Origin of the sequence: Archangium lansingense (assembly GCF_026626635.1) — a bacterium.
GTDB classification, from domain to species: domain Bacteria; phylum Myxococcota; class Myxococcia; order Myxococcales; family Myxococcaceae; genus Archangium; species Archangium lansingense.
Window position 1 is genome coordinate 6,248,285 of sequence record NZ_JAPNKA010000001.1, and the last position, 23,058, is coordinate 6,271,342.

Here is a 23,058-nt window from a genome sequence, read left to right on the forward strand (position 1 = left end):
ACTCTCGTAACGCCTGGCGTCTCCGGCGACGGACGGGTGGGTCACCACCACCAGGGTGTTTCATCCCTTGGCTCGATGAGCCACCGGGACTTCGTCCCCGGGGGAAGGGGACGGTCCCTGGGGATGAAGCGAAGCACCCGCCCTTCGTCGTAGCTCTGGACGCCACGGGTCTGGACAGGCTCCTTCCCCCACTTGGGAAGAGGATCCAGCCTTGCCGACAGGAGCCGGCCGTACTCTTCCTCGTCCCGCTGCCCCCAGGCAGTATCGACTGCGTCGTCGTAGGCGGTTAGCCGCTCCGCCAGCGCCTTGAGGGAGGTAGCCGACTGGATATACGCCTCCCACTCCTGAGGTGTTCTCTTCATCTCTCAGACCAGCGGGTGGACCGACACGTCGAGGGGGGGCACCTGTTGAGCACGCAGGGCGTACTGCAGCAGGGTCGCCCCGTCCTCACTCTCCGCGAAGAAGCTCCGCACCGGTCCGAACAGGTGCTGAAGCTCCTGCGGGGTGCAGGTGGGCAGGTACACCCGGAGGATGCGGGGGTCGTAGTACCGGAAGTAGAGCTCCTTGCCTTGCTCGGTGCGCACCAGCAGCAGGGACTGCAGGTGCTTGCGCACGAGCTCCCTGTCGCCCGTCGCCTGCAGGAAAATCCCCCAGCTCTTGCGCCAGGCGTGCTCGGCCAACCAGCCGGGGAAGGGATCGGACCGCCTGAGCCGCACCAGGTAGGGCGCCACCCGCGCCAAGGCGGCGGGCATCACTCCAGAGAAGAGGCAGTCCACCTCGAGGTCACAGCCCTGGATGGCGGGGAGGATGGCCTCGTCCCGGGCGGCATCCAGGAGGACATACACATCCAGGAGGTTGCGCGCCTTGAGGGGTGGCCACACGCACTGGAGGAGCTTCTCGACATGCGGAGGGGACATGGGCACCTGATCGTTCAGCTCGTAATCCCTCGTTTGATGTTGTCGCACACCTCGCAGAAGGGGGTGCCATCCTGTGCCGCGGCGCTCAAACAGCTGTCCTGCTGGGCCACGTTGACGTTGCGAGCGGGACTGGCCTGGGGCGCTGGCGCTGGCTCCTTTGCCAGCTCCGCCGCATCAACGACATCCGAGGGGATGGTGGGCGCCGGTTGTATGAGGTGGCCCAACGCAGGCTGTCTCGGCTCGCGACGCAACGCCACGAGCCGTTGAGACTGGAACACCTCGGTGAACAGCCGCTTGAGCTGCCTGGCTTCCTCCAGGGGATTCGTGGAGGAGGGCACCCGGCCCACCGACCCGAGCATGTCGCGGAGCGGGCCCTGGGAGAACTTCAACCAGCCATCGAACTCCCTCTGGAGATCCTCGAGGGGGATCACCAGGGCGACCTCCGCCTCGCTCAGCTCGAAGGCCCGGATGATCTCATACTCCTTGGAGGATCCCCTGAGGCGCCAGGAACGGCGCTGGGCGGGAACGGAGTTCTGCATCGTCACTCCTCGAAACGGGGTGGGGCTCGGTGGGCCTCCACGCACGTGGCCGGCCTGCCGTTTCATCACCGCTATACTATACCCACTATACTATACCCACTGGGCGGCGAAGAAGGCGTAGACCATGCCGAGCATCAAGGCACGGGCACCCCTGCGGCGAGGTCCTGGTGGGTGAAGGGCTGCACCGCACGGCGTTGCGCGAGTGAACGGGCTCCACCTGGCTCTGGTCCATCCACAGCTCGAACCGGGCCGGAGCGGGGCTCGCGCCTCCCAGCCATGGGGTGTGCAAGTACAGGACTCCCGTTGCGTCCTGATGGCCCTGCTCCCACTCGTCATCGTCGATGACGAGCCGAGTGGGGGGCCGACTGGCGGCACTTCAGATGTTCACTCGCAGGTAGACCTCGTAGAAGCCGTGGTTGTCGCTTCGGGCGTCCATGGGCACGCTCAAGCCAAGCGACGAGCCCTCCATGAGAGCACCATGGCTATCAACATGGCGCCCATGTAGTCGATGTTCAGGTGGTTCATGAGGATCTGCGTGGCCTCGGAGATCGACTTGCCCTGGATGAGCTGGAACAGCTCCTTCCGCGAGATCATGGCCGCGTTGGGAACGTAGGCCGCATAGGTCCCGATGTAGTCATCCTCGTTCTTCAGGAAGCCGATGATGGCAGCGATGACCGCGGCGAACAGGGCGATGATCTCCGCGGGGATCCCCGTGCCCATCCCCGTCTCGATGAGGACCTGGGCCATGTCCGCCCAGCTGTCGATCGTGAGCTGATCGATCAGGACCCTGAGGATCTCCGTCAGCACTGCGATTTCCTTGTCGTATTGATTGCTGTGGTCCGCCTCCCAGGCGTCGATGGTGAAGCACAGCCCACCGCCGGGGACGTTGTTGTTCCAGAGCGTGTTCGACCTGAAGGTCCGCTCGTCGCCCTCGTCCATGCTGAGCTCTTCGGACACGTACTTCGTGCCCGTGATGCCGTCGCAGACGGCGAAGCCGAAGAAGGGCTCATCATTGCCCACCTCATGCGTGCCCTCATGGCAGTAGACCGTGGTGGCTCGCGCGGTGACCCATCCCAGGCTGGCTCCTCGGGCCGCGGCCAGCTCCGCGGCGGTGATTCCCACGCAGGACACGGACCAGCCCAGCTCGCGCTGCGCCTGGAGGAACTCCTCGCCAGGCGGGGGCGGCCGGGCCTGGCTCAGGTCCTCCTGGATTCCCAGCTCCGTCCTCTTGCGTTGGAGCTCCGCGTCGGAGAGCCCCGAGAAGGCCAGGTGACGCTGGTCCAGCACCTGGAGGTTCTTCATCTGGACGACCTGGGGAGCCATCGCCTTCAGCTCCGCGCGGAGGTCGTCCGTGGAGAACCCCGTCTCCACGCCCAGGCGCGCGGCGCGCTCCGGGAAGAGCCGGCTCCGCGCCTCCAGGGGCGCCTGGGCATAGGCGCTGCCCAGGGCCGAGAGGTCCTCGTCGGTGAAGCCCACCTTCTTGAAGCCCTGCACCAGCGCCTGCTCCAGGCCCGTGAGCGCGGCCCGCCGGGACTGCCGGGCGAACGCGTTGAGCATCACCCCGGCCAGCAGGTTGTGGCTCCGGTTGCGCTCCCACCGTGTCGGCGTCCCGCTTCGCGTCCCCGCTCCACTCAAAGCCCGGTTCAGCTGCTCCACCATCCGCTGCGTCGTCTGCTGTTCAGCCATTGCCTGGAAGCTCCGTTCGTGTGGAGCGCGCGGTCTATCCAGGCAATGTCACGCATTCGTCAACCCCTCTCGGGCTTATCTGAAATCAGACGAACGCGACTTGCCGGCTCAGCTCGCGGCGGACGCGTGGAGTCGACCGGAAAACATCGCAGCGATCACGCCGCCATCGACGAGCAGGTCCGTGCCCGTGATGAACGAGGCGTCGGGGCCAAGAAGGAAGGCGGTCGCGTTCGCGATGTCAGCGGGGGTTCCGAGGCGTCCTGTCCCGGACGCAGCGACCATCGCCCGCATCATGCCGCCGTGCTCCCCGGCGAGCTCCTGCTGGCCCATCGGGGTGGCGATGACGCCCGGGCTGATGCTGTTGATGCGTGCTCCGCGTTCACCCCAGGCAGCGCTGGCGCCCTGGACACGGAGCTGGTTGGCGCGCTTGGAGAGGCCGTACGCCGCACCGGAATTGGTTACGGCGTCGGGCCGCACGAACGGCAGCTCGAGCAGACCCTCGCTCGGCGTCATCCGGAGTGCTGCCTCCTGCTCGGGAGTCAGCCGTACTGACATGTGTCCGGCCATGCTCGCGATCACGACGCCCGCCCCACCGTCGGCCACGACGCGGCCGAACTCCTCCAGCACGAGCGCGACGCCGAGCAGATCGACCCGGAGGATTGCCTCGACATGCGCCTGGAGAGGGGAGAGTCCGGCGGTGTGGATCATCTGCACCACCTTCCCCCTGGAACTGGCGGTCTCGGCGAGCGACCGCACCGATTCCCGCGACGACACGTCGACCCTCTGGGTCGAGACGTCGTAACCGTCGCCCCGCAGGGACGTCGCGAGCGATTCCAGGACGCCCTCGTTGAGGTCGGCCAGGAGGACCGTCCGCCCTGCTCCCTGCCGACGGGCGATGGCCTGCCCCATACCGCCCACTCCGATCACGACGACGACTTCCTTTCGCATGGCGCTCCCTCGATATCTCCCATTAACGAGACGAGTTGTCTCGTTAATGACGGCAAGATACTCCTCTGGGTACGCTCGCTCAATGCCCGACCGACAGCGCGGCCGTCCCCGCAGTGATCAGGCCCGACGCGCGATACTCGAAGCGACCCGGGAGCTGCTCGCGGCGCATGGCTACGAGCGGCTCTCCGTCGAGCGGATCGCCTCCGAGGCTGGCGTTGGGAAGCAGACGGTGTACCGATGGTGGCCGTCGAAGAGCGCCGTCGTCGCCGAGTGCCTGCTCGAGGGCTATCTCCTGCCGGAACAGACCGCGGTGCCGGACACCGGCGACGTCCGAGCGGACGTCCGTGCGTTGCTCGTGGGGTTGACCGATTACCTGGGGGAGCCGAAGAACGCGTCGCTGATGCGGGCGCTGGTCGCCGCTGCGTCCGACAGCCAGGAGGTCTCCGACCGTCTGTACAAACGGTTCACGGCCCCGTACCACGCGGCTGTCACCGAGCGTCTGCGCACCGCCATCCGCTCGGGCCAGCTGCGTGCGGCAGACCCGGTGCCGGTAGCCGACGCCCTCATCGGGTTCGTCGTGTACCGCCTCCTCGCGCGCACCGCGCTCTCCGAGGAGGCCTGCGAACATCTGCTCGATGCGCTCTTCACGGGCCTCGCCCGATAGGTGCCGTCCTCGAACGGTTGTCGGTCCGGACTCGAGGCCCTGGCCGGTACCGAGGGGGGACCAGGGGCACGTACGCCCGCTACCGTCGTCAGGCTTTGGGCGCCTCTTCGGCCGCCTGCTGCTTCGCCTGGACTTCCACGAGCCGCTGGCGGAGCTCGTTCATGTCCAGCGCGCGTACCTGGCGGATCAGGTCCTCGAGCACTGCTGCTGGGAGCGCTCCTGCCTGCTCGAAGAGCATGATGCCGTCGCGGAAGACCATCAGCGTGGGGATGGAGCGGATTGAGAAGGCTCCGGCGAGCTCCTGCTCCTTGTCGGTGTCGATCTTCCCGAAGGTGATGTCCGAGTGCTTGTCACTCGCCTGCTCGAAGATCGGTGCGAAGCCGCGGCAGGGCCCACACCAGGTTGCCCACCAATCGAGGATGACGATGCCCTCTTTCGACACGACATCCTTGAAGTTGCCTTTGCCCATTTCGATGGTCGCCATGGCCCTCACCATGTGACCCCATCGCGCAGAGTGCCAGTGTCTCCATGGAGGAGGCTGGGGTAGCTCACGACACCAGCCGGCCGTGGGATCGCTGGGATGGCAGCTCGCCTCAGTACGGTGAGGGCGCCATGTGCCCGCATTCGCGGTTTGCCGGGACCGCGAGGTCGAGCTTCTTGGGCTTGGGCAGGTGGAGGTTCTCCATGATGTGGATGAACTCCTCGCGGCTTTTGCCGGTCAGGCGCGGGTTGTGCCGCTTCTCCTCGGCGATGCTCGTCACCGTGCGGCCTTTGTAATCGTGGCCGGGGTAGACGAGCGTCTCGTCCGGCAGGCTGAAGAGGACGCGGGTAATGCTGTCGTAGAGCTGGTTCGCGTTCCCATTCTGGAAATCGGTGCGCCCGTTGCCGCGCACGAGCAATGCGTCCCCGGTGAAGACGCGGTCGCCGAGGCGGTAACTGACGCTGTCGTCCGTGTGTCCTGGAGTGGCGAGCACCTGGAAGATGAGCTGCCCGACGCGCACCTCGTCTTCGTGGCGCACCTGGACGTTGATGCACGAGGCTCCTCCCACTCCGCCCACCACCGTGCACTGCGTGCGCTCACGCAACACTCCCGACGCGGTGACGTGGTCAGCGTGCACGTGGGTATCGAAGACGTGGGTGAGGGTGAGGCCTAGCTCGCTCACCAGTTGCAGGTCGCGGTCGGCCTGCTCGAGCACGGGATCAATGAGGACGGCCTGCCGCGTGGCCTCATCTCCGATGAGGTAGGTATAGGTCGAGGACTCGGTATCGAAAAGCTGGCGGAAAATCATGTCGAGGTCTCCTGTCCGTGAGAGCCCAGGCCAGGGAAGAAGGATTCAGGACCTCCCCCGTCCGGTGTGAGACCGCGCCGGGCAGCCGAGGGGACAAGGGGTCGCCACCTGTCTCCTAGGGGGCCCGGTGATGAGGCCACCCCACGCGGGTGTTTCGTAAATCCCCGGTGAATCCTTTTCTGAGGAATCTGGCTCTAGCAGGGCATGACTTCTTCCTTCCTGCTTCCGCTCTTGGGTGGGGCACTCATCGGGTTGAGCGCATCGCTCCTCCTCCTGGCCAACGGCCGGGTGGCTGGCATCAGTGGTGTGGTGGGAGCGCTGTTGGCCCCCGTCCGCGGCGACATCGCCTGGCGCGTGCTCTTCTTCGGGGGCCTCCTCTCCGGTGGGCTGTTGCTGGCGCGGTTGCGCCCCGAGTCCTTCGCGGCCCCTGCATCCCTGAGTGCGGGCGGGGTCGTGCCGCTGGTGGTAGCCGGGCTGCTGGTGGGCTTCGGCTCGCGGTTGGGTAACGGCTGCACCAGCGGGCATGGCGTCTGTGGCATCAGCCGCGGCTCTGTCCGGTCCATCGTGGCCACGCTCACCTTCATGGCCACCGGCGCCCTCACCGTCTTCCTGGTCCGCCACGTCTTCTAGACGGGAGCTTCCCCATGCGTTCCTCCCTCAGTGCGTTTCTCAGTGGCCTGCTCTTCGCCCTCGGTCTGGGTCTTGGCGGCATGACAGACCCGGCCAACGTCCTTGGCTTCTTGGACATTGCCGGGGACTGGGACTTCCGGCTCGCGTTCGTGATGGCCGGTGCCATCGCGGTGCATGCGACGCTGCGGCCCCTCATTCACAAGCGGGAGCGGCCCCTGTTCGCCGCGAAGTTCCCCTCCTTTCCCGTCAGCCGGGTGGACCCGATGCTCCTCGCGGGTGCGGCCCTCTTCGGCGCGGGCTGGGGACTCAGCGGTTACTGCCCCGGTCCCGCGCTCACCGCTCTCTCCAGCGGCGCGCCTCAGTTGCTCGTCTTCGTGCCCGCCATGTTCGCCGGCATCTACCTCGCTCAGGTGGTGCAAGCGTGGCTCGCCGCGAGTGCGAGGACTCCGAGTCTGGGCACGAAGCCTTCACCGCAGTCTTCTGCCCCCATTTCAGGTGCACCACGATGAGGCGTCTCTTCTCCATGCTCGGTACGTTGCTTGCCCTGAGCGGACTGGCCTTCAGTTGCACTCCGCTGCGGCCCTCCGTCACCACCGTGAGTGCCGCTAGCACTCCCGCCCCCACGCGCAAGCAGCTCACCATCCTCTACGTGGCGGACCTGCACGCGCAGCTGCGCGCCCATCCCGAGCTGTTCTGGCATGAAGGGAAGGAGCGCATCGAGGAGGCGGGTGGCTTTGCTCGAGTGGCCGCCGCCATCCGGCGGATTCGTGCTGAGCGCGGCGGGGAAGTGCTGGTGCTCGATGCTGGAGACACCATTCAGGGCTCGGGCGCGGCGGCTCTCACCGAGGGAAGCGCTCTCACCGAGCCTCTCAATGCGCTCGGTTTCGATGGTGCGATCCCTGGCAACTGGGAGGTGGTGTACGGCCCCGCGGTGCTTCGCCAACGGGCCCGCGAGCTGAATTACCCGCTCTTCGCCGCCAACCTGCGCGATGCGCAGAGTGGTGAGCGCCTCTTCCCGCCCTATCTCGTGAAGGAGGTGGGCGGAGTGAAGGTGGCCGTCGTCGGCTTCACTGACCCGGACGTCCCGCGTCGCCAGCCCCCCGGTTACAGCAAGGGTCTGCGCTACGACGGTCCGGAGGAGTTGCCGGCGCTCGTGCGCGAGGTGCGTGAGCGCGAGGGAGCCCAAGTGGTGCTGCTGATGACCCACGTGGGGCTCGCCAAGGCGGTGGGCCTCGCCTCCCGGGTTCCCGGTGTGGACGTCCACCTGTCCGGGGACACGCACGAGCGCACCTACGTGCCCATCGAGCAGGCCGGGAGCTGGGTGGTGGAGCCCGGCGCCTTCGGCTCCTTCCTGGGCCGATTGGATTTATGGGTGGAGGAGGGGATGGTCGTGGACCGCCATTGGGAACTCATCGAGCTGACTGCTTCGCGCTTCCCCGAGGATCCCGAGGTGACCCGGCTGGTGGACGCCGCGCTTGCTCCGTACGAGGCGACGTTGTCCTCCCCGGTGGGCCATACGGAGGTGACCCTCGCGCGGTACGCGGTGGTGGAGAACCCGCTCGACAACGTGCTGGCCGACGCCATCCGCGCGGCTGGGGGGACGGAGATTGGCCTCTCCAATGGTTTTCGTTTTGGCACTCCGCTGCTGCCCGGGCCGGTGAGCGAGGCGGACCTGTGGAACCTCTACCCCATCGTCAACAAGCTGAAGACGGGCAAGGTGAGTGGCCGCCAGCTGCGCGCCTTCTGGGAGCAGGAACTGGAGAACGTCTTCGCCAGGGACCCGGAGAAGCGCTTTGGCGGGTGGCTGCCGCGTCCCTCGGGGATGACGCTGCGCTTCCGGGCCGACGCGCCCAAGGGGCAGCGCCTCCTCGCCCTGGAGGTGGGAGGCAAAACGGTGGAGGACGAGCGCCTCTACACGGTGACAGCCTGCGAGCGCGAGGGGGATGCCCCCGACATGGTCTGCCGCATCCCCGGCATCCAAGAGGCGCGCGTCCTCGACATCGATGCGCATGAAGCGGTGCGCCGCTTCCTTGCTGGCAAGCCTCGTCTGCATGGAGCGCTGGAGGGCCGCGCGGTGGGCGAGGACCTCCCGCTGGTGCTGCGTACCCAGCAGGTGCAATGAGTCCGACAACGGGAACATGACATGACTCCCCCTCTTGCTCCATCCGCGTCCACTGTCGGCGCACCTCCGCCAGGAAGCGTCTGGCGCCGCCGTCTACCGGGCCTCGGGCTTGCCGCCGGGCTGGCGGTGACCAGCTACTGGCTCGCCACGCTCCCCGGCCTCAAGGTGGTGGGGCCTCTGACGGTGGCCCTGCTCATCGGTATCGCGCTGCGCACGGCCCTCGGTCTGCCCGCCACGCTGGTGGAGGGCACGCGCTACTCGGCGCGCACAGTGCTGCGGCTGGGCATTGTGCTGATGGGGGCTCGGCTGGACTTCGCGCTGGTGGCGAAGGTGGGCCCACGCGTGCTGCTGCTCTCCCTGGGGGTCATCGTCGGTGGCATTGTTGGCATCCGCTGGGTCGCCAGGCGATTTGGCGTCCCAGAGAAGCTGAGCATGCTGCTGGCCGTGGGCACCTCCATCTGTGGAGCCAGCGCGGTGGTGGCCGCCAGCTCCGTCACCCGTGCCGATGAGGAGGACACCACGCTGGCGGTGGGCCTGTGCGGGATTCTGGGCACGGTGGGTGTCCTCTTCTACGTCTTCGCGGGGCCGCTGCTGGGGTTGAGCACGGCGCAGCTCGCCATCCTCTCGGGCGCCACGTTGCACGAGGTGGCGCAGGTGATGGCCGCCGCCTTCACTTGGGGCACCTCGGCGGGTGACCTGGGCACGTTGGTGAAACTCACCCGCGTGGTGTTGTTGGCCCCCGCGCTCGTCGTGCTGGGGCTCGCCTCCGGCGCGGGCGGCAAGGTGCGCTACTCGTGGAAGGAGCCACCCATCCCCTGGTTCGTGCTGGGCTTCCTCGCGGTGGGTGTCCTTGGCTCGGTGGGCGTGCTGCCCGATGCCGCGAAGTCGGCTCTCTCCATCGCCAGCGTCTTCCTCATGGTGATGGCCATGGCCGCCATGGGTCTGGGCACCCACGTCAGCATGATTCGCCGCGCAGGTATGCGTGTTGTCTACGCGGGCCTCGCCGGCTTCGCGGCGCTGGCGCTGTCGGCCTGGGGTCTCATCCAACTGCTGTCCATCCAGTGACGAGTGTCCCTGGTTTTGCGAAGTGCCCCCCCTCTCAACCTCGAATCGGAGTCCATCGAATGAACCGCCTTCTGCTGCTGCTCATCACCGCGCTTGCTACCGCTCCCCTGGCTACATTCGCCGCGGCGCCGTCACAGGCTCCCCAGGCTTCCGAGAAGAAGGTCCCCGCGCGCCAGGGCAAGCTCGTTTTCGTGTCCACCACGGGCCTGGAGGACCTCGGCACGCTCTCCAGCTCTTTGCGGCACGCGAAGGCGGCCAAGGACTCCGGCTATCTCTCGGACGTGGTGTGGCTCACCTACGGCCGTGCGATCGTGGTGTTGGACCCGACGGTCAAGGCGGTGCCGGAGTCCATCCGCAAGGAGGCTCAGGATGCGAAGGCCGCCGGCGTGCGGCTGGTGGCCTGTGGCAACGCGCTCGGGAAGTTCGACATCGATCCGAAGAAGCTCCAGCCCCAGGTGGAGGTGGTCGACAACGGCGTGGCGGAGCTCTCGCGCCTGGTGGCCGAGGGATATCAAGTCATTCGTTACTGAGCTTCACATGCACCGACTCTGGTAAGGACAGCCTACGCTCCTCCCTTCCTCGTCAGGACGGCCAGGAAGGACTCCTGGCGGTCGAGCGTTCTCCAATGGGATGTGACAGGAGCACGAGGAGGCGACCTGGGGATGTCGACGCGAACCGATGAGCAACTGATGGAGGCCGCGCGCTCGGGTGACGACAAGGCCGTGGATGAGCTCCTGGCCCGTCACGAGAAGCAGGTGTACCGCTTCGGCCTGCGCATGTGCGGCTCGGAGGAGGATGCCAAGGAAGTGCTCCAGGAGACGTTGCTCGCGGCGTTCCGTGGCATCCATGCGTTCCGGGGCGACGCGGCACTGTCCACCTGGCTGTTCCAGGTGGCCCGCACGCACTGTCTCCGCCTGCGTCGACCGCGCGCCGGAGCACCCGAGGAGTTCCAGCCACTGGATTCTCCCGCTGCAACCGACGTTGCCGCCGCGGATGCGACTCCGGATATGGCCTCCCATGCGCGGCAGATGGGAGAGATGCTGCAAGCGGCCATCCTCGCGCTGCCGGAGGCTCAGCGCGAGGTGCTCATTCTCCGGGACGTGGAGGGGCTCTCGGCCGAGGAGGCGGCGCAGGTGGTGGGAATCGAGGTGCGGGCGCTCAAGAGCCGGCTGCACCGTGCGCGCCTCCAATTGCGCGAGAACCTCTCCACCCTCATGGGGGAGAGCGCCCAGGGAGGGTCCGAGGGATGCTCGGAGTTGGCGCAGGAGCTCTCGGAGTTCGCCGCACAGGACGTGGACCAGGCCACCTGCGTGCGCCTCGAGGACCATCTGTCGCGCTGTCCGCGCTGTGCTGCGGCCTGCGACTCGCTCAAGCGCACGGTGTCCCTGTGCCGGCGTATTCCGGGGGATGCGGTACCCGCGCCGGTGCGCGCGGCGGTGCGCCAGGCGCTGTCACGAGCGTTGCCTGCCTCCGGGTGAAGGCGAACGAGGCCCGGGCCCCGATGTTCGGGGACCCAGGCCTCGGGTTTACGTCACGGCGCGGCGGCGGGAGCGATCGTCTCAGGCTCCGCACTGGCGTGCTTCGCCGCACCCCGGAGCTGCTGCATCAGCACATACAGGCCGGGGATGAAGACGAAGTTGACCACGGTGGACACGAGCATTCCGCCGAAGACGGCCGTGCCCAGCGAGTTGCGCGCGGCGGCGCCAGCGCCCTTGGCCATCATCAGCGGCACCACGCCCAACAGGAAGGCGATGGACGTCATGAGGATGGGCCGCAGGCGCACCTCGGCGGCCTCCACCACCGCGTCCACGGCGCTCTTGCCGCTCTCACGCAGCTGCTCGGCGAACTCCACGATGAGGATGGCGTTCTTGCTGGCCAGGCCCACCAGCATCACCAGTCCAACCTGGCAGAAGACGTCATTGGCGAAGCCACGCGCCAGCTGCAGTCCCAGCGCGCCCATGATGGCCAGCGGCACCGAGAGGATGATGACGAAGGGTAGGGTGAAGCTCTCGTACTGAGCCGCGAGCACCAGGAAGACGAACAGCAGGCCCAGGGCGAAGATGATCAACGTCTGACCGCCGCTCTCCTTCTGCTCGAGGCTGATGCCGGTCCACTCCGCGCTCATGCCCTGCGGGAGTTGCTGGGCGGCGACCTGCTCCATGGCCTCCAGCGCCTGGCCGGAGGAGATGCCTGGAGCGCTCTGCCCGTTGACCTCCACTGCGCGGAAGAGGTTGTAGTGGCGGATGACCTGGGCGGAGGCGGTGGGCGTCACCTTCACCAGCGACTCCAGGGGAATCATCGCCCCGCTGTCGGTGCGCGTGTAGAAGGCCCCGATGTCCGACGGGCTGTCGCGGAACTGCTGCTCGGCCTGGACGTAGACGCGGTAGGTGCGGTTCGCGTAGTTGAAGTCGTTGACGTACTGGCTGCCCATGTAGAGCTGCATCGTTCCGAAGATCTGCTCGATGGGCACGCCGAGCGCCTTGGCCTTCTGGCGATCCACCTCGACGTCCAGCAGCGGCGTGTCGGCGTTGAAGGTGGTGTAGACGCCGCGCAGCCGGCTGTCCTGGCCTCCGCCCGCCACCACTTCCTGGGCGGCCGTGGCGAGCTGGTCCAGCGAGAGGCCGCCTCCGACGTCCTCGAGGATGAACTGGAAGCCACCCACGCTGCCCACGCCACGGATGGCGGGGGGCTGCAGGGGCATCACCCGGGCTCCGCCGATGCTGCTGAGCGGTCCTCGGAGCCTCTCCACCAGCGCGGCCACGGACTGATTCGGGTTGGGCCGCTGCTCCCACGGCTGGAGGGGGACGAAGATGGTGGCGTAGTTGGGGCCGGTGCCCTGGAAGGAGAACCCGCCGATGGCGAAGATGGTGACCACCTCGGGCTGGGCCTTGAGCAACTCCTCCGCCTGGGCCAGCACCTTCTCCGTCTGGACCAGCGACATGCCCTCGGGCCCCTGCACGGAGATGATGAGGTAGCCCTGGTCCTCGTCGGGGATGAAGCCGGTGGGCGCCGAGCGGAAGAGCATCACCGTTCCCGCGATGCACAGGAGGAACGCCACGAGGATGATGACGGGGCGCTTGAGCAGCGAGCGCAGCCCCCGGCCGTAGGTGGCCTTCGTCCAGTCGAGCGCCCGGTCCATCCAGCGGAAGAAGATCCACTTCTCTCCTTGGTGGTGCTTGAGCAGGCGGGCGCTCAGGGCGGGCGTCAGGGTGAGGGCGCAGAAGGTGGACAGGGCCACCGACGCGGCGATGGTGAGCGCGAACTGGCGGTAGATGGCGCCCGTGGTGCCGGGGAAGAGGGCCACGGGGATGAACACCGCCACCAGCACGATGGAGATGGCCACCACCGCGCCGGCCACCTCCTTCATGCCCTCCCGCGCCGCCTGCATGGCGCTCAGGTGCTTCTCCGCCATCAAGCGCTCGATGTTCTCGATGACCACGATGGCATCGTCCACCACGAGACCCGTGGCCAGCGTCAGGCCGAACAGGGTGAGCGTGTTGATGGAGAAGCCCATCAGGTAGACGAAGGCGAAGGTGCCCACCAGCGAGACGGGGAGGGTGGTGGCGGTGATGAGCACGCTGCGCCAGCCGTGCAGGAACAGGAAGATGACGAGGATGACGAGCGCGATGGCCTCCACGAGCGTCCGCACCACCTCGTTGACGGAGGCGCGCACCGCGAGCGTGGTGTCGTTACCCGGCTTGTACTCGAGCCCCGGAGGGAATGACTGGGCGAGCCGGTCCATCTCCTTGATGACGCCGTCACGCACGTCGAGCGCGTTGGCGGTGGGGAGCTGGAAGACGGCGAGGCCCACGCCGGTACGGCCGTTGAAGCGCAGCAGCGTGCCGTAGCTCTCCGCGCCGAGCTCCACGCGGCCCACATCCTTCACGCGCACGAGCTTGCCGTCCGTGTTGCGCATCAGGACGATGTCGCCGAACTCCTCGGGCTCGACGAGCCGGCCGCGCGCGCGTACGGCGATCTGATAGGGCTGCTCGTCTGTGGACGGGGGCTGGCCCACCTGGCCCGCGGCCACCTGGAGGTTCTGCTCCTGCAGCGCCCGCACCACGTCCTGGGGGGTGAGGCCGCGGCGTGCCAGCTCGGTCGGGTCCAACCACAGGCGCATGGAGAACTTGCGCTCGCCGAAGATGCGCACGTCGCCCACGCCGCGCACGCGCTTGATGGCGTCCTTCAGGTTCACGTCGGCGTAGTTGCTGAGGAAGCTCGCGTCGTAGCGGTTGTCCGGGCTGGACAGGCCGAGCGTCAGCAGCATCTGGCTGGAGGCCTTGTTGACGACGATGCCCGTCTGGTTCACCTGGGCGGGCAGGCGCGAGGCGGCGCGGCTCACGCGGTTCTGCACGTCCACGGCCGCCACCTCGATGTCGCGCGTGGGCTCGAAGGTGACGGTGATCTGGCTGGTGCCGTCATTGCTGCTGGTGGAGGTGATGTAGCGCATGCCCTCCACGCCGTTGAGCTCCTGCTCGATCGGGATGGTGACGGCGCTCTCCACGACCTCGGCGCTCGCGCCCACGTAGGTGCTGGTGACGGTCACCTGGGGCGGCGCGAGATCCGGGTACTGCGCGATGGGAAGGGTGGGAATGGCGATCAGTCCCACCAGCGTCAGCAGGATGGAGCAGACGGCCGCGAAGACGGGCCTGCGGATGAAGAAGTCGACGAACACGGCGTTCAAGCCCTCATTTTTTCTGCTGTGGCCGGGCCCCGCTCCCCTCCCCAGGGCGCCCGGTCCTGCTCAATGCTTTCAGCGGCTGCCGCCGGCGGGTCCTCCACCGCCTTGGGTGTCCTGCGCGGCTCGGACGGGCGCGGGCGCGGGCTTCACCTTCACTTGTGCGCCGTGACGCAGCGCCTGCAGCGAGGTGACGGCCACCTGCTCGCCCTCCTTCAGCCCGCCCTCCACCACGTAGGCCATCTCCCCGAGCGTCCCGAGCTTGACCGGGCGGCGCTCCACCACCGTCTGGCCTTCCTTCTGCGTCACCACGAGGGCGAAGGGCTGGCCGCTCTGGCGCACCACCGCGAGCGCGGGCAGCTGCAGGGCCTGGCGGGTGGAGTAGACGAGGCGTGCACGCACCAGCTCGCTGGGGCGCAGGCCCACGGTGTTGCGGAAGGCGGCCTTGACCTCGACGAGCTGGGTGCGCGGATCCGCCTGGGGGGCCACGAAGAAGATGGGGCTGGAGATCAGCACCTTGCCCTGCGAGTCGAGCACCTCGAGCGGCGTCTCGGGGCGCAGCGAGCGGGCGCGCTCGGAGGGCACCGACACGCTCACCTCGAGCACGTCCGCCTGGGCCACGCTGGTGAGGGGCGTGGTGGCGCTCACGAAGTCGCCTACGCGGACCAGCACGTCACCGACGGTTCCAGCGAAGGGGGCGCGCACCGTGTTGAACTGCAGCTGCACCTCGCGCTGGGTCTCCGTGGCGGCGGCGGCGCGCGTGTTGGCTTCCAGTGCCTCCACCTGGGCCCGGGCCTGCTCCAACTCCTGAGCGCTCGCCAGCCCCTCCTTATAGAGAGACTCGATGCGGGCGCGCGTGCGGCGGGCCTGCTCCAGGTTCACCTCGGAGGAGGTTCGCTGGGCGCGAGCCGTCTCGAGCGCCGCCGTCTCCACGCGTGAGTCCACGTCGATGAGGGGGGCGCCGGCCTCCACCTTCTGGCCCGGGCGCACGTGGATGCGGCGCACGTAGCCGGCCACCTGGGGCAGCACGTTGACGCTCTGCCGCGACAGCAGGCTCCCGAGGTACTCGCTGGTATCGCGCACCTCGCTGGGGGCCAGCTGCACCACTTCAATTTCTCGGGGTGGGGGAGCAGCCTTGGCCGCGGGCTTGCCACCGCAGCCAGAGACTCCCGCCACGAGGGCGGCACCCCACACTCCCACAACCAGCGCCTTCAGGGGGCGTACCCTTCTCACCAGTCGCACCGGGCCTCCGTCAAGAATGCGTCCAGGCGCGCCTGGACAAGCTCGAATTCACGCAGGGCCAGTGCCAGCTCCGCCTGGCGCAGGGCTGCCCCGCTCTGTACCAACTCCAGGCTGCTGCCTCGGCCCACCTCGAAGGCTCGCCGGGTGAGCTGGTCGGTCTTCGCGGACAGCTCCCGCGACTCGGCCGCCGTCTTCACCAGGGACTCGGCCACCTCCACACTCCGCCGGGCGCGCGCCACCTCCACCTCCACATCGCGCCGGGTACGCTCAAGCGTCTCGGCCGCCTGCTGCTCCAAACCCGCGCGCTCGCGAACGATTCCCGCCCGTCCGCCTCCCTCCCAGATTGGCACCGACAGGACGGCGGCGATGCTCCAGGTGGCCACCCGCGCGGGGCCGGGATCGGTGGTGAAGGCGTTGAGGTTGCTGTTGATGCCGAGCGTGGGCAGGTAGCCGGCGGAGGCCTGACGCTTGCTCTCGCGGGCCGACTCCACCTGGGTGCGCGCGGCCTCCAGATCCGGCCGCTCGCTCAGGGCCTTCAGTGGGGTGCAGGCGGACTGGGTCTGCTCCACCAGTCCCTGAAGTTGGAAGGACGTGCTCACGCCCACCTGCTGGGGCAGGCCCAGGGCCAGGCCGAGCGCCTCGCGGGCCCGACGCAGCTGCTCGTCACCGGAGATGAGCGACTGCCGGGCAATCTCTACGTCCTGGCGCACGCGCACCACGTCCAGCTGGTTGCCCGCGCCCAGCTCCAGGGAACGCTGGGCCAGCGCCGCGCGCTCGAGGGCCCGGCGCAGACCCACGCGGTTGATCTCCGCGGCTCGCTCGGCGGCCACGGTGGCCACCAGGGTGCGCGCCAGCCCCAGGGTGAGGCGACGTTGCACGTCCTGGAGGTTCGCCTTGGCGCTGTCCTCGGCCGACGAGGCGGATGACAGCCCTCGCCAGGCGCTGACGTCCACCACCGACTGCGACAGCGACACGGAGCCGCTCACCAGCGGCACGGTGGGCCGGAGCTCGCCCCCGGTCTGTACGAAGAGCGGAGAGCCCGAGAGCCCCACGGGGACGTCGGGGTTGAGCAGATCGGTGGCGATACCCGCCGACAAGCGGCCATTGGGCAGAAGCGTCGCCAGGGCCTGCCGCCACCGGCCTTCCGCGCGCGTGACGTTGGACTCGGCGATGCGGAGATCCGTGGAGCGCTCGCGCACCAGTCCGAGCGCCTCTTCCCAGGTCCCCACTTGCTTCGGGGCGGGGGGCGCGGGGGCGAGCATCGGATCGTCCACCTGAGGCTGAAAGGGGGACGGGGCCGGCAGGAGTGGATCCTGGGCCAGGGCGGGGCCCGCGGTGAGTACCAGGACGAGGAGGGCGATACGGGAGGTCATGCCAGGGGGAACCAGAAGAAATCGGGTGTCGCGAGTGCTGTCCGGTTGCCCCCTATAACGGCCAGCATTTTCGGTGTCATTGACAATTGTTGTATGCAGCAATCATTGTATAGGGGAAATGACCCTCGCCGAGCAAGTGGGAACCCTGAGGCGGACCCTGTACCGGCTGCTCAGCCGCCAGCTGAGTGGCCGTACGCGCCGGCCCTTCAATCAGTTACTGGCCATGAAGAACATCGCCCTGAGCGGGGTCCGCACTCAGGCGGAGCTCGCCGAGCGGCTGCTGATGGATCCGCCGGCGGTGAGCCGCCTGGTGGATCGGCTGGAAGAGGATGGATTGGTGAAGCGCTGCGCGGGGGAGGATCGCCGCTGCGTCCGGCTGGAGGCGACCGACGCGAGCCGGGCGGAGCTGGAGGTGCTGAAAGAGGAGGCGGCGCGCCTGGATGAGGATGCTGCCAGGTACCTGACGCCCGAGGAGATGACGGAGCTGAAGCGCCTGCTGGAGAAGGTACAGGCGGGGCTGTCGCAGTCGCATGCCGCCGCACAGCAGCCCGTCGAGGGCGAGTCTCACGGCTGAGGGGGGCGAAGGGCCCGCGCTAGTCCGGCCGGAGGCTGGTGGTGGCCCCTTGCAGGTTCAGCAGCTCGAAGGAGCCCGTGGGCGCGAAGGCTGTGACGAGCAGCACCTTGTCGCCCGTCTTGTAGAGCGAGACCTCGAACAGGAACGGCTTACCGTTGCGCGCCGCGCCCCCGGTGAGGGTGGCGACACTCGCATCCTGGAGCGGGGTGCCGTTGTCGGAGGTCTCGGCGAGCTGGAAGTCGGGGTACTGCACCCGCAGGTTGCGCAGCTCCAGATCCCTCGCCTCCTTCAGGTTGGCCGTCTCCGCCTCGTTCCAGCGGTGCACGGCCACCAGCAGGCTCGCGGCGTGCTCCGGCTGAGACAGCCACAAGTCGACGCTGCCGTCCGGCGTCCGGGCCACCTCGCCCTTACGGCGGTACCAGCCATTGGAGGGCACGCGCAGCTTGTAGGGGTGGCGCTCGCCGACGATGGACTCGGCCTCGCCGAGCTGGCGCCCCTCGAGGTCAGGCCGCAGGGCGATCCGGGCCCGGTCGCTCAGGGGCTGGATGGTGGAGAGCCGGTTGAAGCCGATGAGCTCCACCGCCGCGCTGAGCAGCACGGCGGTGAGGCCAACGCCAGCGAGGAAGGACGAGGGCTTGCCCCAGACGAGCACCAGCGTGCCGCAGGAGAAGGCGAACACGACGAGGGTGAAGAGGTACTGGGCCTGGTAGAGGCTCATGCCTCCGAACAGGAACATGCCGACCACCAGCCGGACGAAGGCGACGGGGCGCAGCTGTGTCTTCCCGCGGAGGAAGCTGATGCCCAGAAATGCGTCGAGGCCCATGCCGACGAGCGTCCCCGCGAGCTGGGCCGCCCGGAGCGAGGCATTCGTCGACACGGAGGGGAGGAAGAGGAACTCGAACAGGTGGAGGACCGCGTTCCCCAGCAGGATGGCGCCGGCGACGGCAAGCGCGGTGCTCGCCCCGGAGGAGGGGGCAGCCTCGGGCTCCGGCTCGGAGAGGGGGACGCTCTGCCGGGCGGGAGCGGGCTCCAGGGACGGGATGTACTCCACGTTGGGCCTGTACTCCGGCTCACGGGCAGGCGGGGGAGCGACGGGGGTGCTCACCGGGGAGACGCGGATGGCGGGGACGTTCGCGACGGGCGTGATGGCGCGATCCGAGACGCTCGGTGCGGAGGCCCGGGGTATGGCGGGGACGCTCGGGATGGCCGCGGAAGAGGCGCGGGAGGCCGTCGAGGTCCGGCCGCAGCGGGGGCAGAGGCTCTGGGCCCTGGGCCTGTGCTTGAGTCCGCAGTGGGGGCAGTTGATCCAGTTACCGTCGTCCACCGTATCCCCTTCCTGGTCGTCCTCGGAGTTGCGGTCGCAGGGGGTACCGACTCGTGTCTTCTAACAGAGTGGGAGGGCCGGGAGATAGGTGGTCCCCCGACGATCTGTGCGTGGATGTCGTCCGCCCGATGGAACGCTCAGCCCTACTTCGACCTTCCGGCCTGGGTGGCCTCCGTCACGCCAGGTTGTGGAAGACCCGCTGGACGTCCTCGTCCTGCTCGAGTGCGTCCACCAGCTCGAGGATCTCCTTGGCCTTGTCCTCGGGCAGCTCGATGAGGTTCTGGGCGATGTACTCGGACTCCGAGGACAGGGGGTGGATGCCCCGTGCTTCGATGGCGGCCTGGAGCTGCCCGAAGTCGTTGAAAGCGCAGCGGATGATGATCTGCTTCTCACCCTTCTCGCCGGTGCCTTCTCCCATCTCCTGCAACCCGTGATCGATGAGGTCCAGCTCGAGCGCCTCCAGATCCAACCCCTCGGGGGCGAGCCGGAACACGCCCATGCGCTGGAACATATAGGCCACGCTGCCGCTGTTGCCCATGTTGCCGCCCCAGTCCTTGAAGTGCATGCGGACGTTGGCGACGGTGCGCACCACGTTGTCGGTCGCGGTCTCCACCATGACGGCGATGCCGTGCGGCGCGTAGCCTTCGTAGAGGACGACCTCGTACTCCTTGGCGTCCTGGCCGCTGGCGCGCTTGATGGCGGCCTCGACCTTGTCCTTGGGCATGTTCGCGGCGCGGGCGTTCTGAAACGCTCGGCGGAGGGCCGGGTTGTTGTCCGGGCTGGGGCCTCCAGCCTTCACCGCGATGGCGATGTCCTTGCTGATCCGCGTGAAGATCTTCGCCATCTTGTTCCAGCGGGCGAACATCGTGGTCTTGCGGGTTTCGAAAATGCGTCCCATGGGCCGGAGAATGGCCGAGCCCCCGGGTCTCCTTCAAGGCCGGCAAATGCAAAGAGGGCCGCGGGTAGGGGTCCTCTAGACCCTCACCCCGGCCCTCTCTCCCAGAGGGAGAGGGTGCTCGGAACCCGAGACACCCTCTCGCTGGTGGACTACGCCTCGCCGCGCTCCTCGCGCTTGCGGTCACGCTCGGCACGGTAACGCTCGCCCGAGCTCAGCGCCTTCTTGCGCATGCGCACCGACTTCGGCGTCACCTCTACCAGCTCGTCGTCGGCGATCCACTCCAGCGCCTTCTCCAGCCCCATCTCGCGCGGCGGCGTGAGGATGACGTTCTCGTCGCGGCCCGCCGCTCGGATGTTCGTCAGCTTCTTCTCGCGGCACGCGTTCACGTTCAGCTCCGACGGGTGCACGTGCTCGCCGATGATCATCCCCTCGTAGATCGTCACTCCCGCGCCCACGAAGAGATGGCCACGCTCCTGGATGCTGAAGAGCGCGTAGGGCACCGTCTCGCCCAGGCGGTCCGACACGATGGCGCCGTTGGCCCGCTTCGGGATGTAGCCGAACCACGGCTCGTACCCGTCGAACTGGCTGCTCATGATGCCCTCACCGCGCGTGATGGTGAGGAACTCCGAGCGGAAGCCGATGAGGCCACGCGCCGGAATGCGGAACACCAGGCGCGTGCGCCCACCGCCCAGCTGCGACATGTCCGACATGCGGCCCTTGCGGGGCCCCAGGCGCTCCGTCACCACGCCTACGCTGCCCTCGGGCACGTCGCAGAACATCAGCTCCATCGGCTCGTGCAGCACGCCGTCGACCGTCTTCGTCACCGGCTCCGGGTTGGAGGCCGTCAGCTCGTAGCCCTCGCGGCGCATCGTCTCGATGATGACCGCGAGCTGGAGCTCGCCACGGCCCACCACGCGGAAGGCGTCCGGCATCTCCGTGTCCTCCACGCGGATGGACACGTTGCGGTAGGCCTCACGGTACAGGCGCTCGCGCAGGTTGCGGCTGGTGACGTACTTGCCCTCCTTGCCCGCCAGCGGCCCGTCGTTGACCTTGAAGATCATCATCATCGTGGGCTCGTCCACGGTGATGCGCGGCAGCGCCACCGGCTTCTCCACGTCGGCGATGGTGTCGCCGATGGAGATGGCCTCGATGCCGGCGATGGAGACGATCTCTCCGGGGCCCGCGTCCGCGATCTCCGTGCGCTTGAGGCCCTGGAAGCCGTACAGCTTCACGATCTTGCCCTGCTCCACCTTGCCACCGTCGCGCATCACCGCCACGGGCATGTTGGGCGTGAGGCGGCCGGACTGGACGCGACCCACCGCGAGGCGGCCCACGTAGTCGTCATAGTCCAGGTTGGCCACCAGCAGCTGCAGCGGCTCCTGCGTCGGCGCCGGCGGGGGCGAGATGTGCGAGAGGATGGCCTCGAACAGCGGCTCCAGGCTCTTGCCCGGCTGCTCCAGCGAGGGCGAGCTCTGCCCCTGGCGGGCAACCGTGTACAGCACCGGGAACTCGAGCTGGTGCTCGTCCGCGCCCAGGTCGATGTAGAGCGAGTAGACCTGATCCAGGATCTCCTTGGGACGGGCGTCCTGGCGGTCGATCTTGTTGATGACCAGCACCGTCTTCAGGCCCATGCCCAGCGCCTTGCTGAGCACGAAGCGCGTCTGGGGCAGGGGGCCCTCGGCCGCGTCCACCAGGAGGATGACGCCATCCACCAGGCGCAGACCGCGCTCCACCTCACCGCCGAAGTCCGCGTGGCCCGGGGTGTCGATGATGTTGATCTGCTTGCCCTTGTAGGTGACGGCCGTGTTCTTCGCGAGAATCGTAATTCCCTTCTCGCGCTCGAGGTCGTTCGAGTCCATGACCCGCTCGGTCACGGCTTCGTTGCTGCGGAAGATGCCCGCCTGGCGGAGCATGTGGTCGACGAGGGTGGTCTTGCCATGGTCGACGTGGGCGACGATGGCGACGTTGCGAATGTTCTCTCGGGCAATCATGTCGAGGTGAGCCGGAGCTGAGTCCTCCGGCTGAGAAAATCGTGAATGGGCAAGACGCCCAGGCCCCGCGGGGGGACCCTGTGTGAACCACACAGGAACGCGGAGGGCGGGCGCTTATATGCCGTGGGTGTTCCGCCTGCAACGTGGCTGGAAGAAAGAAGAGCGGTCAGGTAGGCGAGGAAGCGACATCCAGGGGCTCTCGCTCGCTCTCCCGGAAGGGGGCAAGGGGAGCAGGAGGCGAGGCGGGCAAGTGCTCGCGCAGGAAGCGCTCCACCCGGAGCTCCACCAATTCTCGGTGCTCCAAGGGGGCGGCATGGGTGCCCTGGGGCACCATCATGAACTCGGAATCAGGAACGTGGGCGGCCATCCGCCGCGAGAGCCAGGCCGGGGTGAACTTGTCGTGCTCGCCCGCGATGATGAGGGTGGGGACGTCCACGTGGGGAAGGTGATCCCACGCGCTGTGGTGGGCGGCGGACTCCAGGGTCCTCACGAAAACCACCGGATCCATATTGGCCAGGTGGGTGAAGTAGGGGACGAGGTCGCTCTTGGCCAGCAGCGAGCGGTTGAGCTCCACGGAGAGGGCGATCTGCATGGCCAGCTCGGTGCTCAACAGGGTGCGGGTGAGCTGGGCCGCGGGCTGGGGGAAGCGCTCCACGGCGAAGCGGATGAAGGGGAAGAGCCGCTTGAGCCAGTTGCCGTCGTGGAAGGTGTCCAGCAGGGAACCGTAGCTGCCGCAGATGAGGACGAGCCCCTTCACCCGGTGGGCGTAGCGGCGGTGGAACTCGAGCGCCACCTGCACCCCCATGGAGTGGGCGAAGACGACGGCTTGATCGATGCCCGCGGCGTCCATCACCCGGTTGAGGTCGTCGCAGGTGTAGAGCATGCCGATGCGCTGGCGCTCGCGGGGCAGCCCCGAGCGGCCGTGGCCCCGGTAGTGCCAGCGCAGCACCCGGTAGCTCTGCCCCAGGTAGGGCGCCAGGTACTTCCAGACGAAGCCGTCGCAGCCGAGGCCATCGCACATCACCATTCCCGGCTCGCCCTCGCCCTGCACCTGGTAGTACAGCGCCGCCCCATCGGGGACGGTGAGGTAGTCCTGCCGGAAATAGTGGCTCATGCGC

Annotated in this window: 22 protein-coding genes; 8 read left to right on the forward strand and 14 right to left on the reverse strand. The window is 68.0% G+C overall.

All coding sequences use genetic code 11. From position 1 onward, the window contains the following. Positions 1-41: 41 nt before the first annotated feature. The 5 genes from OV287_RS25470 to OV287_RS25490 all read right to left on the reverse strand — a co-directional run bounded on the left by OV287_RS25470 (position 42) and on the right by OV287_RS25490 (position 4,090). The gene (locus tag OV287_RS25470; RefSeq protein ID WP_267536634.1) at positions 42-362 is read right to left on the reverse strand and encodes a hypothetical protein; all 321 of its coding nucleotides are present in this window, start codon (positions 360-362) and stop codon (positions 42-44) included. A gap of 3 nt (positions 363-365) precedes the next feature. After that, positions 366-917: a DUF4123 domain-containing protein gene (locus tag OV287_RS25475; protein ID WP_267536635.1), complete on the reverse strand. Its 552-nt coding sequence runs from the start codon at positions 915-917 to the stop codon at positions 366-368. 14 nt (positions 918-931) lie between these two features. After that, positions 932-1,456, reverse strand: coding sequence for a hypothetical protein (locus tag OV287_RS25480; protein WP_267536636.1), 525 nt, complete (start codon positions 1,454-1,456; stop codon positions 932-934). 444 nt (positions 1,457-1,900) lie between these two features. Beyond that, positions 1,901-3,142, reverse strand: a complete 1,242-nt coding sequence (locus OV287_RS25485; RefSeq protein ID WP_267536637.1) for a hypothetical protein — start codon at positions 3,140-3,142, stop codon at positions 1,901-1,903. Between the two features lie 108 nt (positions 3,143-3,250). Then, entirely contained in the window at positions 3,251-4,090 is an 840-nt protein-coding gene (locus OV287_RS25490; RefSeq protein ID WP_267536638.1) for an SDR family oxidoreductase, read from the reverse strand. An 82-nt stretch (positions 4,091-4,172) separates the two neighbouring features. Here OV287_RS25490 and OV287_RS25495 point away from each other — a divergent pair, with 82 nt between their 5' ends. Continuing rightward, positions 4,173-4,754, forward strand: coding sequence for a TetR/AcrR family transcriptional regulator (locus tag OV287_RS25495; RefSeq protein WP_267536639.1), 582 nt, complete (start codon positions 4,173-4,175; stop codon positions 4,752-4,754). Positions 4,755-4,842: 88 nt separating this feature from the next. On the opposite strand, the gene trxA is transcribed toward OV287_RS25495, so the two are convergent. Together trxA and OV287_RS25505 are read right to left on the reverse strand one after the other, a co-directional pair. Beyond that, positions 4,843-5,238, reverse strand: a complete 396-nt coding sequence (gene trxA / locus OV287_RS25500; RefSeq protein ID WP_267536640.1) for a thioredoxin — start codon at positions 5,236-5,238, stop codon at positions 4,843-4,845. A 109-nt stretch (positions 5,239-5,347) separates the two neighbouring features. Then, positions 5,348-6,043: an MBL fold metallo-hydrolase gene (locus OV287_RS25505; protein ID WP_267536641.1), complete on the reverse strand. Its 696-nt coding sequence runs from the start codon at positions 6,041-6,043 to the stop codon at positions 5,348-5,350. 204 nt (positions 6,044-6,247) lie between these two features. On the opposite strand from OV287_RS25505, the gene OV287_RS25510 reads away from it, so the two are divergent. The 6 genes from OV287_RS25510 to OV287_RS25535 all read left to right on the forward strand — a co-directional run bounded on the left by OV287_RS25510 (position 6,248) and on the right by OV287_RS25535 (position 11,338). After that, positions 6,248-6,673, forward strand: a complete 426-nt coding sequence (locus OV287_RS25510) for a YeeE/YedE family protein (RefSeq protein WP_267536642.1) — start codon at positions 6,248-6,250, stop codon at positions 6,671-6,673. Between the two features lie 14 nt (positions 6,674-6,687). Continuing rightward, positions 6,688-7,182 (forward strand): DUF6691 family protein, encoded by a 495-nt coding sequence (locus OV287_RS25515; protein WP_267536643.1) that lies wholly within the window; start codon positions 6,688-6,690, stop codon positions 7,180-7,182. Then, entirely contained in the window at positions 7,179-8,795 is a 1,617-nt protein-coding gene (locus OV287_RS25520) for a bifunctional metallophosphatase/5'-nucleotidase (protein WP_267536644.1), read from the forward strand. Before OV287_RS25515 ends, OV287_RS25520 begins: the two co-directional genes overlap by 4 nt. 21 nt (positions 8,796-8,816) lie before the next feature. Continuing rightward, complete coding sequence (locus OV287_RS25525; RefSeq protein WP_267536645.1) at positions 8,817-9,860, forward strand: YeiH family protein; 1,044 nt, start codon at positions 8,817-8,819, stop codon at positions 9,858-9,860. A gap of 59 nt (positions 9,861-9,919) precedes the next feature. Next, complete coding sequence (locus OV287_RS25530; RefSeq protein ID WP_267536646.1) at positions 9,920-10,390, forward strand: DsrE family protein; 471 nt, start codon at positions 9,920-9,922, stop codon at positions 10,388-10,390. Positions 10,391-10,522: 132 nt separating this feature from the next. Continuing rightward, positions 10,523-11,338, forward strand: coding sequence for a sigma-70 family RNA polymerase sigma factor (locus OV287_RS25535; protein ID WP_267536647.1), 816 nt, complete (start codon positions 10,523-10,525; stop codon positions 11,336-11,338). A 53-nt stretch (positions 11,339-11,391) separates the two neighbouring features. Here the strand turns inward: OV287_RS25535 and OV287_RS25540 are convergent, their stop codons facing one another. From OV287_RS25540 to OV287_RS25550, 3 genes are all read right to left on the reverse strand, one after another. Beyond that, on the reverse strand, positions 11,392-14,535 hold the full coding sequence (locus tag OV287_RS25540; RefSeq protein WP_267542416.1) for an efflux RND transporter permease subunit: 3,144 nt from the start codon (positions 14,533-14,535) through the stop codon (positions 11,392-11,394). Positions 14,536-14,613: 78 nt separating this feature from the next. Then, on the reverse strand, positions 14,614-15,771 hold the full coding sequence (locus tag OV287_RS25545) for an efflux RND transporter periplasmic adaptor subunit (RefSeq protein ID WP_267536648.1): 1,158 nt from the start codon (positions 15,769-15,771) through the stop codon (positions 14,614-14,616). After that, positions 15,768-17,153 (reverse strand): TolC family protein, encoded by a 1,386-nt coding sequence (locus tag OV287_RS25550; RefSeq protein WP_267536649.1) that lies wholly within the window; start codon positions 17,151-17,153, stop codon positions 15,768-15,770. Before OV287_RS25550 ends, OV287_RS25545 begins: the two co-directional genes overlap by 4 nt. Before the next feature lie 118 nt (positions 17,154-17,271). On the opposite strand from OV287_RS25550, the gene OV287_RS25555 reads away from it, so the two are divergent. Further along, positions 17,272-17,727, forward strand: a complete 456-nt coding sequence (locus tag OV287_RS25555; protein ID WP_267536650.1) for a MarR family winged helix-turn-helix transcriptional regulator — start codon at positions 17,272-17,274, stop codon at positions 17,725-17,727. Between the two features lie 19 nt (positions 17,728-17,746). Here the strand turns inward: OV287_RS25555 and OV287_RS25560 are convergent, their stop codons facing one another. The 4 genes from OV287_RS25560 to OV287_RS25575 all read right to left on the reverse strand — a co-directional run bounded on the left by OV287_RS25560 (position 17,747) and on the right by OV287_RS25575 (position 23,054). After that, positions 17,747-19,051, reverse strand: coding sequence for a procyclic acidic repetitive family protein (locus tag OV287_RS25560; RefSeq protein ID WP_267536651.1), 1,305 nt, complete (start codon positions 19,049-19,051; stop codon positions 17,747-17,749). A gap of 175 nt (positions 19,052-19,226) precedes the next feature. Beyond that, positions 19,227-19,949 (reverse strand): YebC/PmpR family DNA-binding transcriptional regulator, encoded by a 723-nt coding sequence (locus OV287_RS25565; RefSeq protein WP_267536652.1) that lies wholly within the window; start codon positions 19,947-19,949, stop codon positions 19,227-19,229. Positions 19,950-20,098: 149 nt separating this feature from the next. Further along, positions 20,099-21,940: a translational GTPase TypA gene (gene typA / locus OV287_RS25570; protein WP_267536653.1), complete on the reverse strand. Its 1,842-nt coding sequence runs from the start codon at positions 21,938-21,940 to the stop codon at positions 20,099-20,101. 166 nt (positions 21,941-22,106) lie between these two features. Continuing rightward, positions 22,107-23,054, reverse strand: coding sequence for an alpha/beta fold hydrolase (locus OV287_RS25575; RefSeq protein ID WP_267536654.1), 948 nt, complete (start codon positions 23,052-23,054; stop codon positions 22,107-22,109). Between the last annotated feature and the right edge of the window lie 4 nt (positions 23,055-23,058).

Excerpts from the sequence above, each read along its gene's own strand:
- OV287_RS25470 (WP_267536634.1), bottom strand. The coding sequence starts at position 362 with ATGAAGAGAACACCTCAGGAGTGGGAGGCGTATATCCAGTCGGCTACC.
- OV287_RS25475 (WP_267536635.1), bottom strand. The coding sequence starts at position 917 with ATGTCCCCTCCGCATGTCGAGAAGCTCCTCCAGTGCGTGTGGCCACCC.
- OV287_RS25480 (WP_267536636.1), bottom strand. The coding sequence starts at position 1,456 with ATGCAGAACTCCGTTCCCGCCCAGCGCCGTTCCTGGCGCCTCAGGGGA.
- OV287_RS25485 (WP_267536637.1), bottom strand. The coding sequence starts at position 3,142 with ATGGCTGAACAGCAGACGACGCAGCGGATGGTGGAGCAGCTGAACCGG.
- OV287_RS25490 (WP_267536638.1), bottom strand. The coding sequence starts at position 4,090 with ATGCGAAAGGAAGTCGTCGTCGTGATCGGAGTGGGCGGTATGGGGCAG.
- OV287_RS25495 (WP_267536639.1), top strand. The coding sequence starts at position 4,173 with ATGCCCGACCGACAGCGCGGCCGTCCCCGCAGTGATCAGGCCCGACGC.
- trxA (WP_267536640.1), bottom strand. The coding sequence starts at position 5,238 with ATGGCGACCATCGAAATGGGCAAAGGCAACTTCAAGGATGTCGTGTCG.
- OV287_RS25505 (WP_267536641.1), bottom strand. The coding sequence starts at position 6,043 with ATGATTTTCCGCCAGCTTTTCGATACCGAGTCCTCGACCTATACCTAC.
- OV287_RS25510 (WP_267536642.1), top strand. The coding sequence starts at position 6,248 with ATGACTTCTTCCTTCCTGCTTCCGCTCTTGGGTGGGGCACTCATCGGG.
- OV287_RS25515 (WP_267536643.1), top strand. The coding sequence starts at position 6,688 with ATGCGTTCCTCCCTCAGTGCGTTTCTCAGTGGCCTGCTCTTCGCCCTC.
- OV287_RS25520 (WP_267536644.1), top strand. The coding sequence starts at position 7,179 with ATGAGGCGTCTCTTCTCCATGCTCGGTACGTTGCTTGCCCTGAGCGGA.
- OV287_RS25525 (WP_267536645.1), top strand. The coding sequence starts at position 8,817 with ATGACTCCCCCTCTTGCTCCATCCGCGTCCACTGTCGGCGCACCTCCG.
- OV287_RS25530 (WP_267536646.1), top strand. The coding sequence starts at position 9,920 with ATGAACCGCCTTCTGCTGCTGCTCATCACCGCGCTTGCTACCGCTCCC.
- OV287_RS25535 (WP_267536647.1), top strand. The coding sequence starts at position 10,523 with ATGTCGACGCGAACCGATGAGCAACTGATGGAGGCCGCGCGCTCGGGT.
- OV287_RS25550 (WP_267536649.1), bottom strand. The coding sequence starts at position 17,153 with ATGACCTCCCGTATCGCCCTCCTCGTCCTGGTACTCACCGCGGGCCCC.
- OV287_RS25555 (WP_267536650.1), top strand. The coding sequence starts at position 17,272 with ATGACCCTCGCCGAGCAAGTGGGAACCCTGAGGCGGACCCTGTACCGG.
- OV287_RS25565 (WP_267536652.1), bottom strand. The coding sequence starts at position 19,949 with ATGGGACGCATTTTCGAAACCCGCAAGACCACGATGTTCGCCCGCTGG.
- typA (WP_267536653.1), bottom strand. The coding sequence starts at position 21,940 with ATGATTGCCCGAGAGAACATTCGCAACGTCGCCATCGTCGCCCACGTC.
- OV287_RS25575 (WP_267536654.1), bottom strand. The coding sequence starts at position 23,054 with ATGAGCCACTATTTCCGGCAGGACTACCTCACCGTCCCCGATGGGGCG.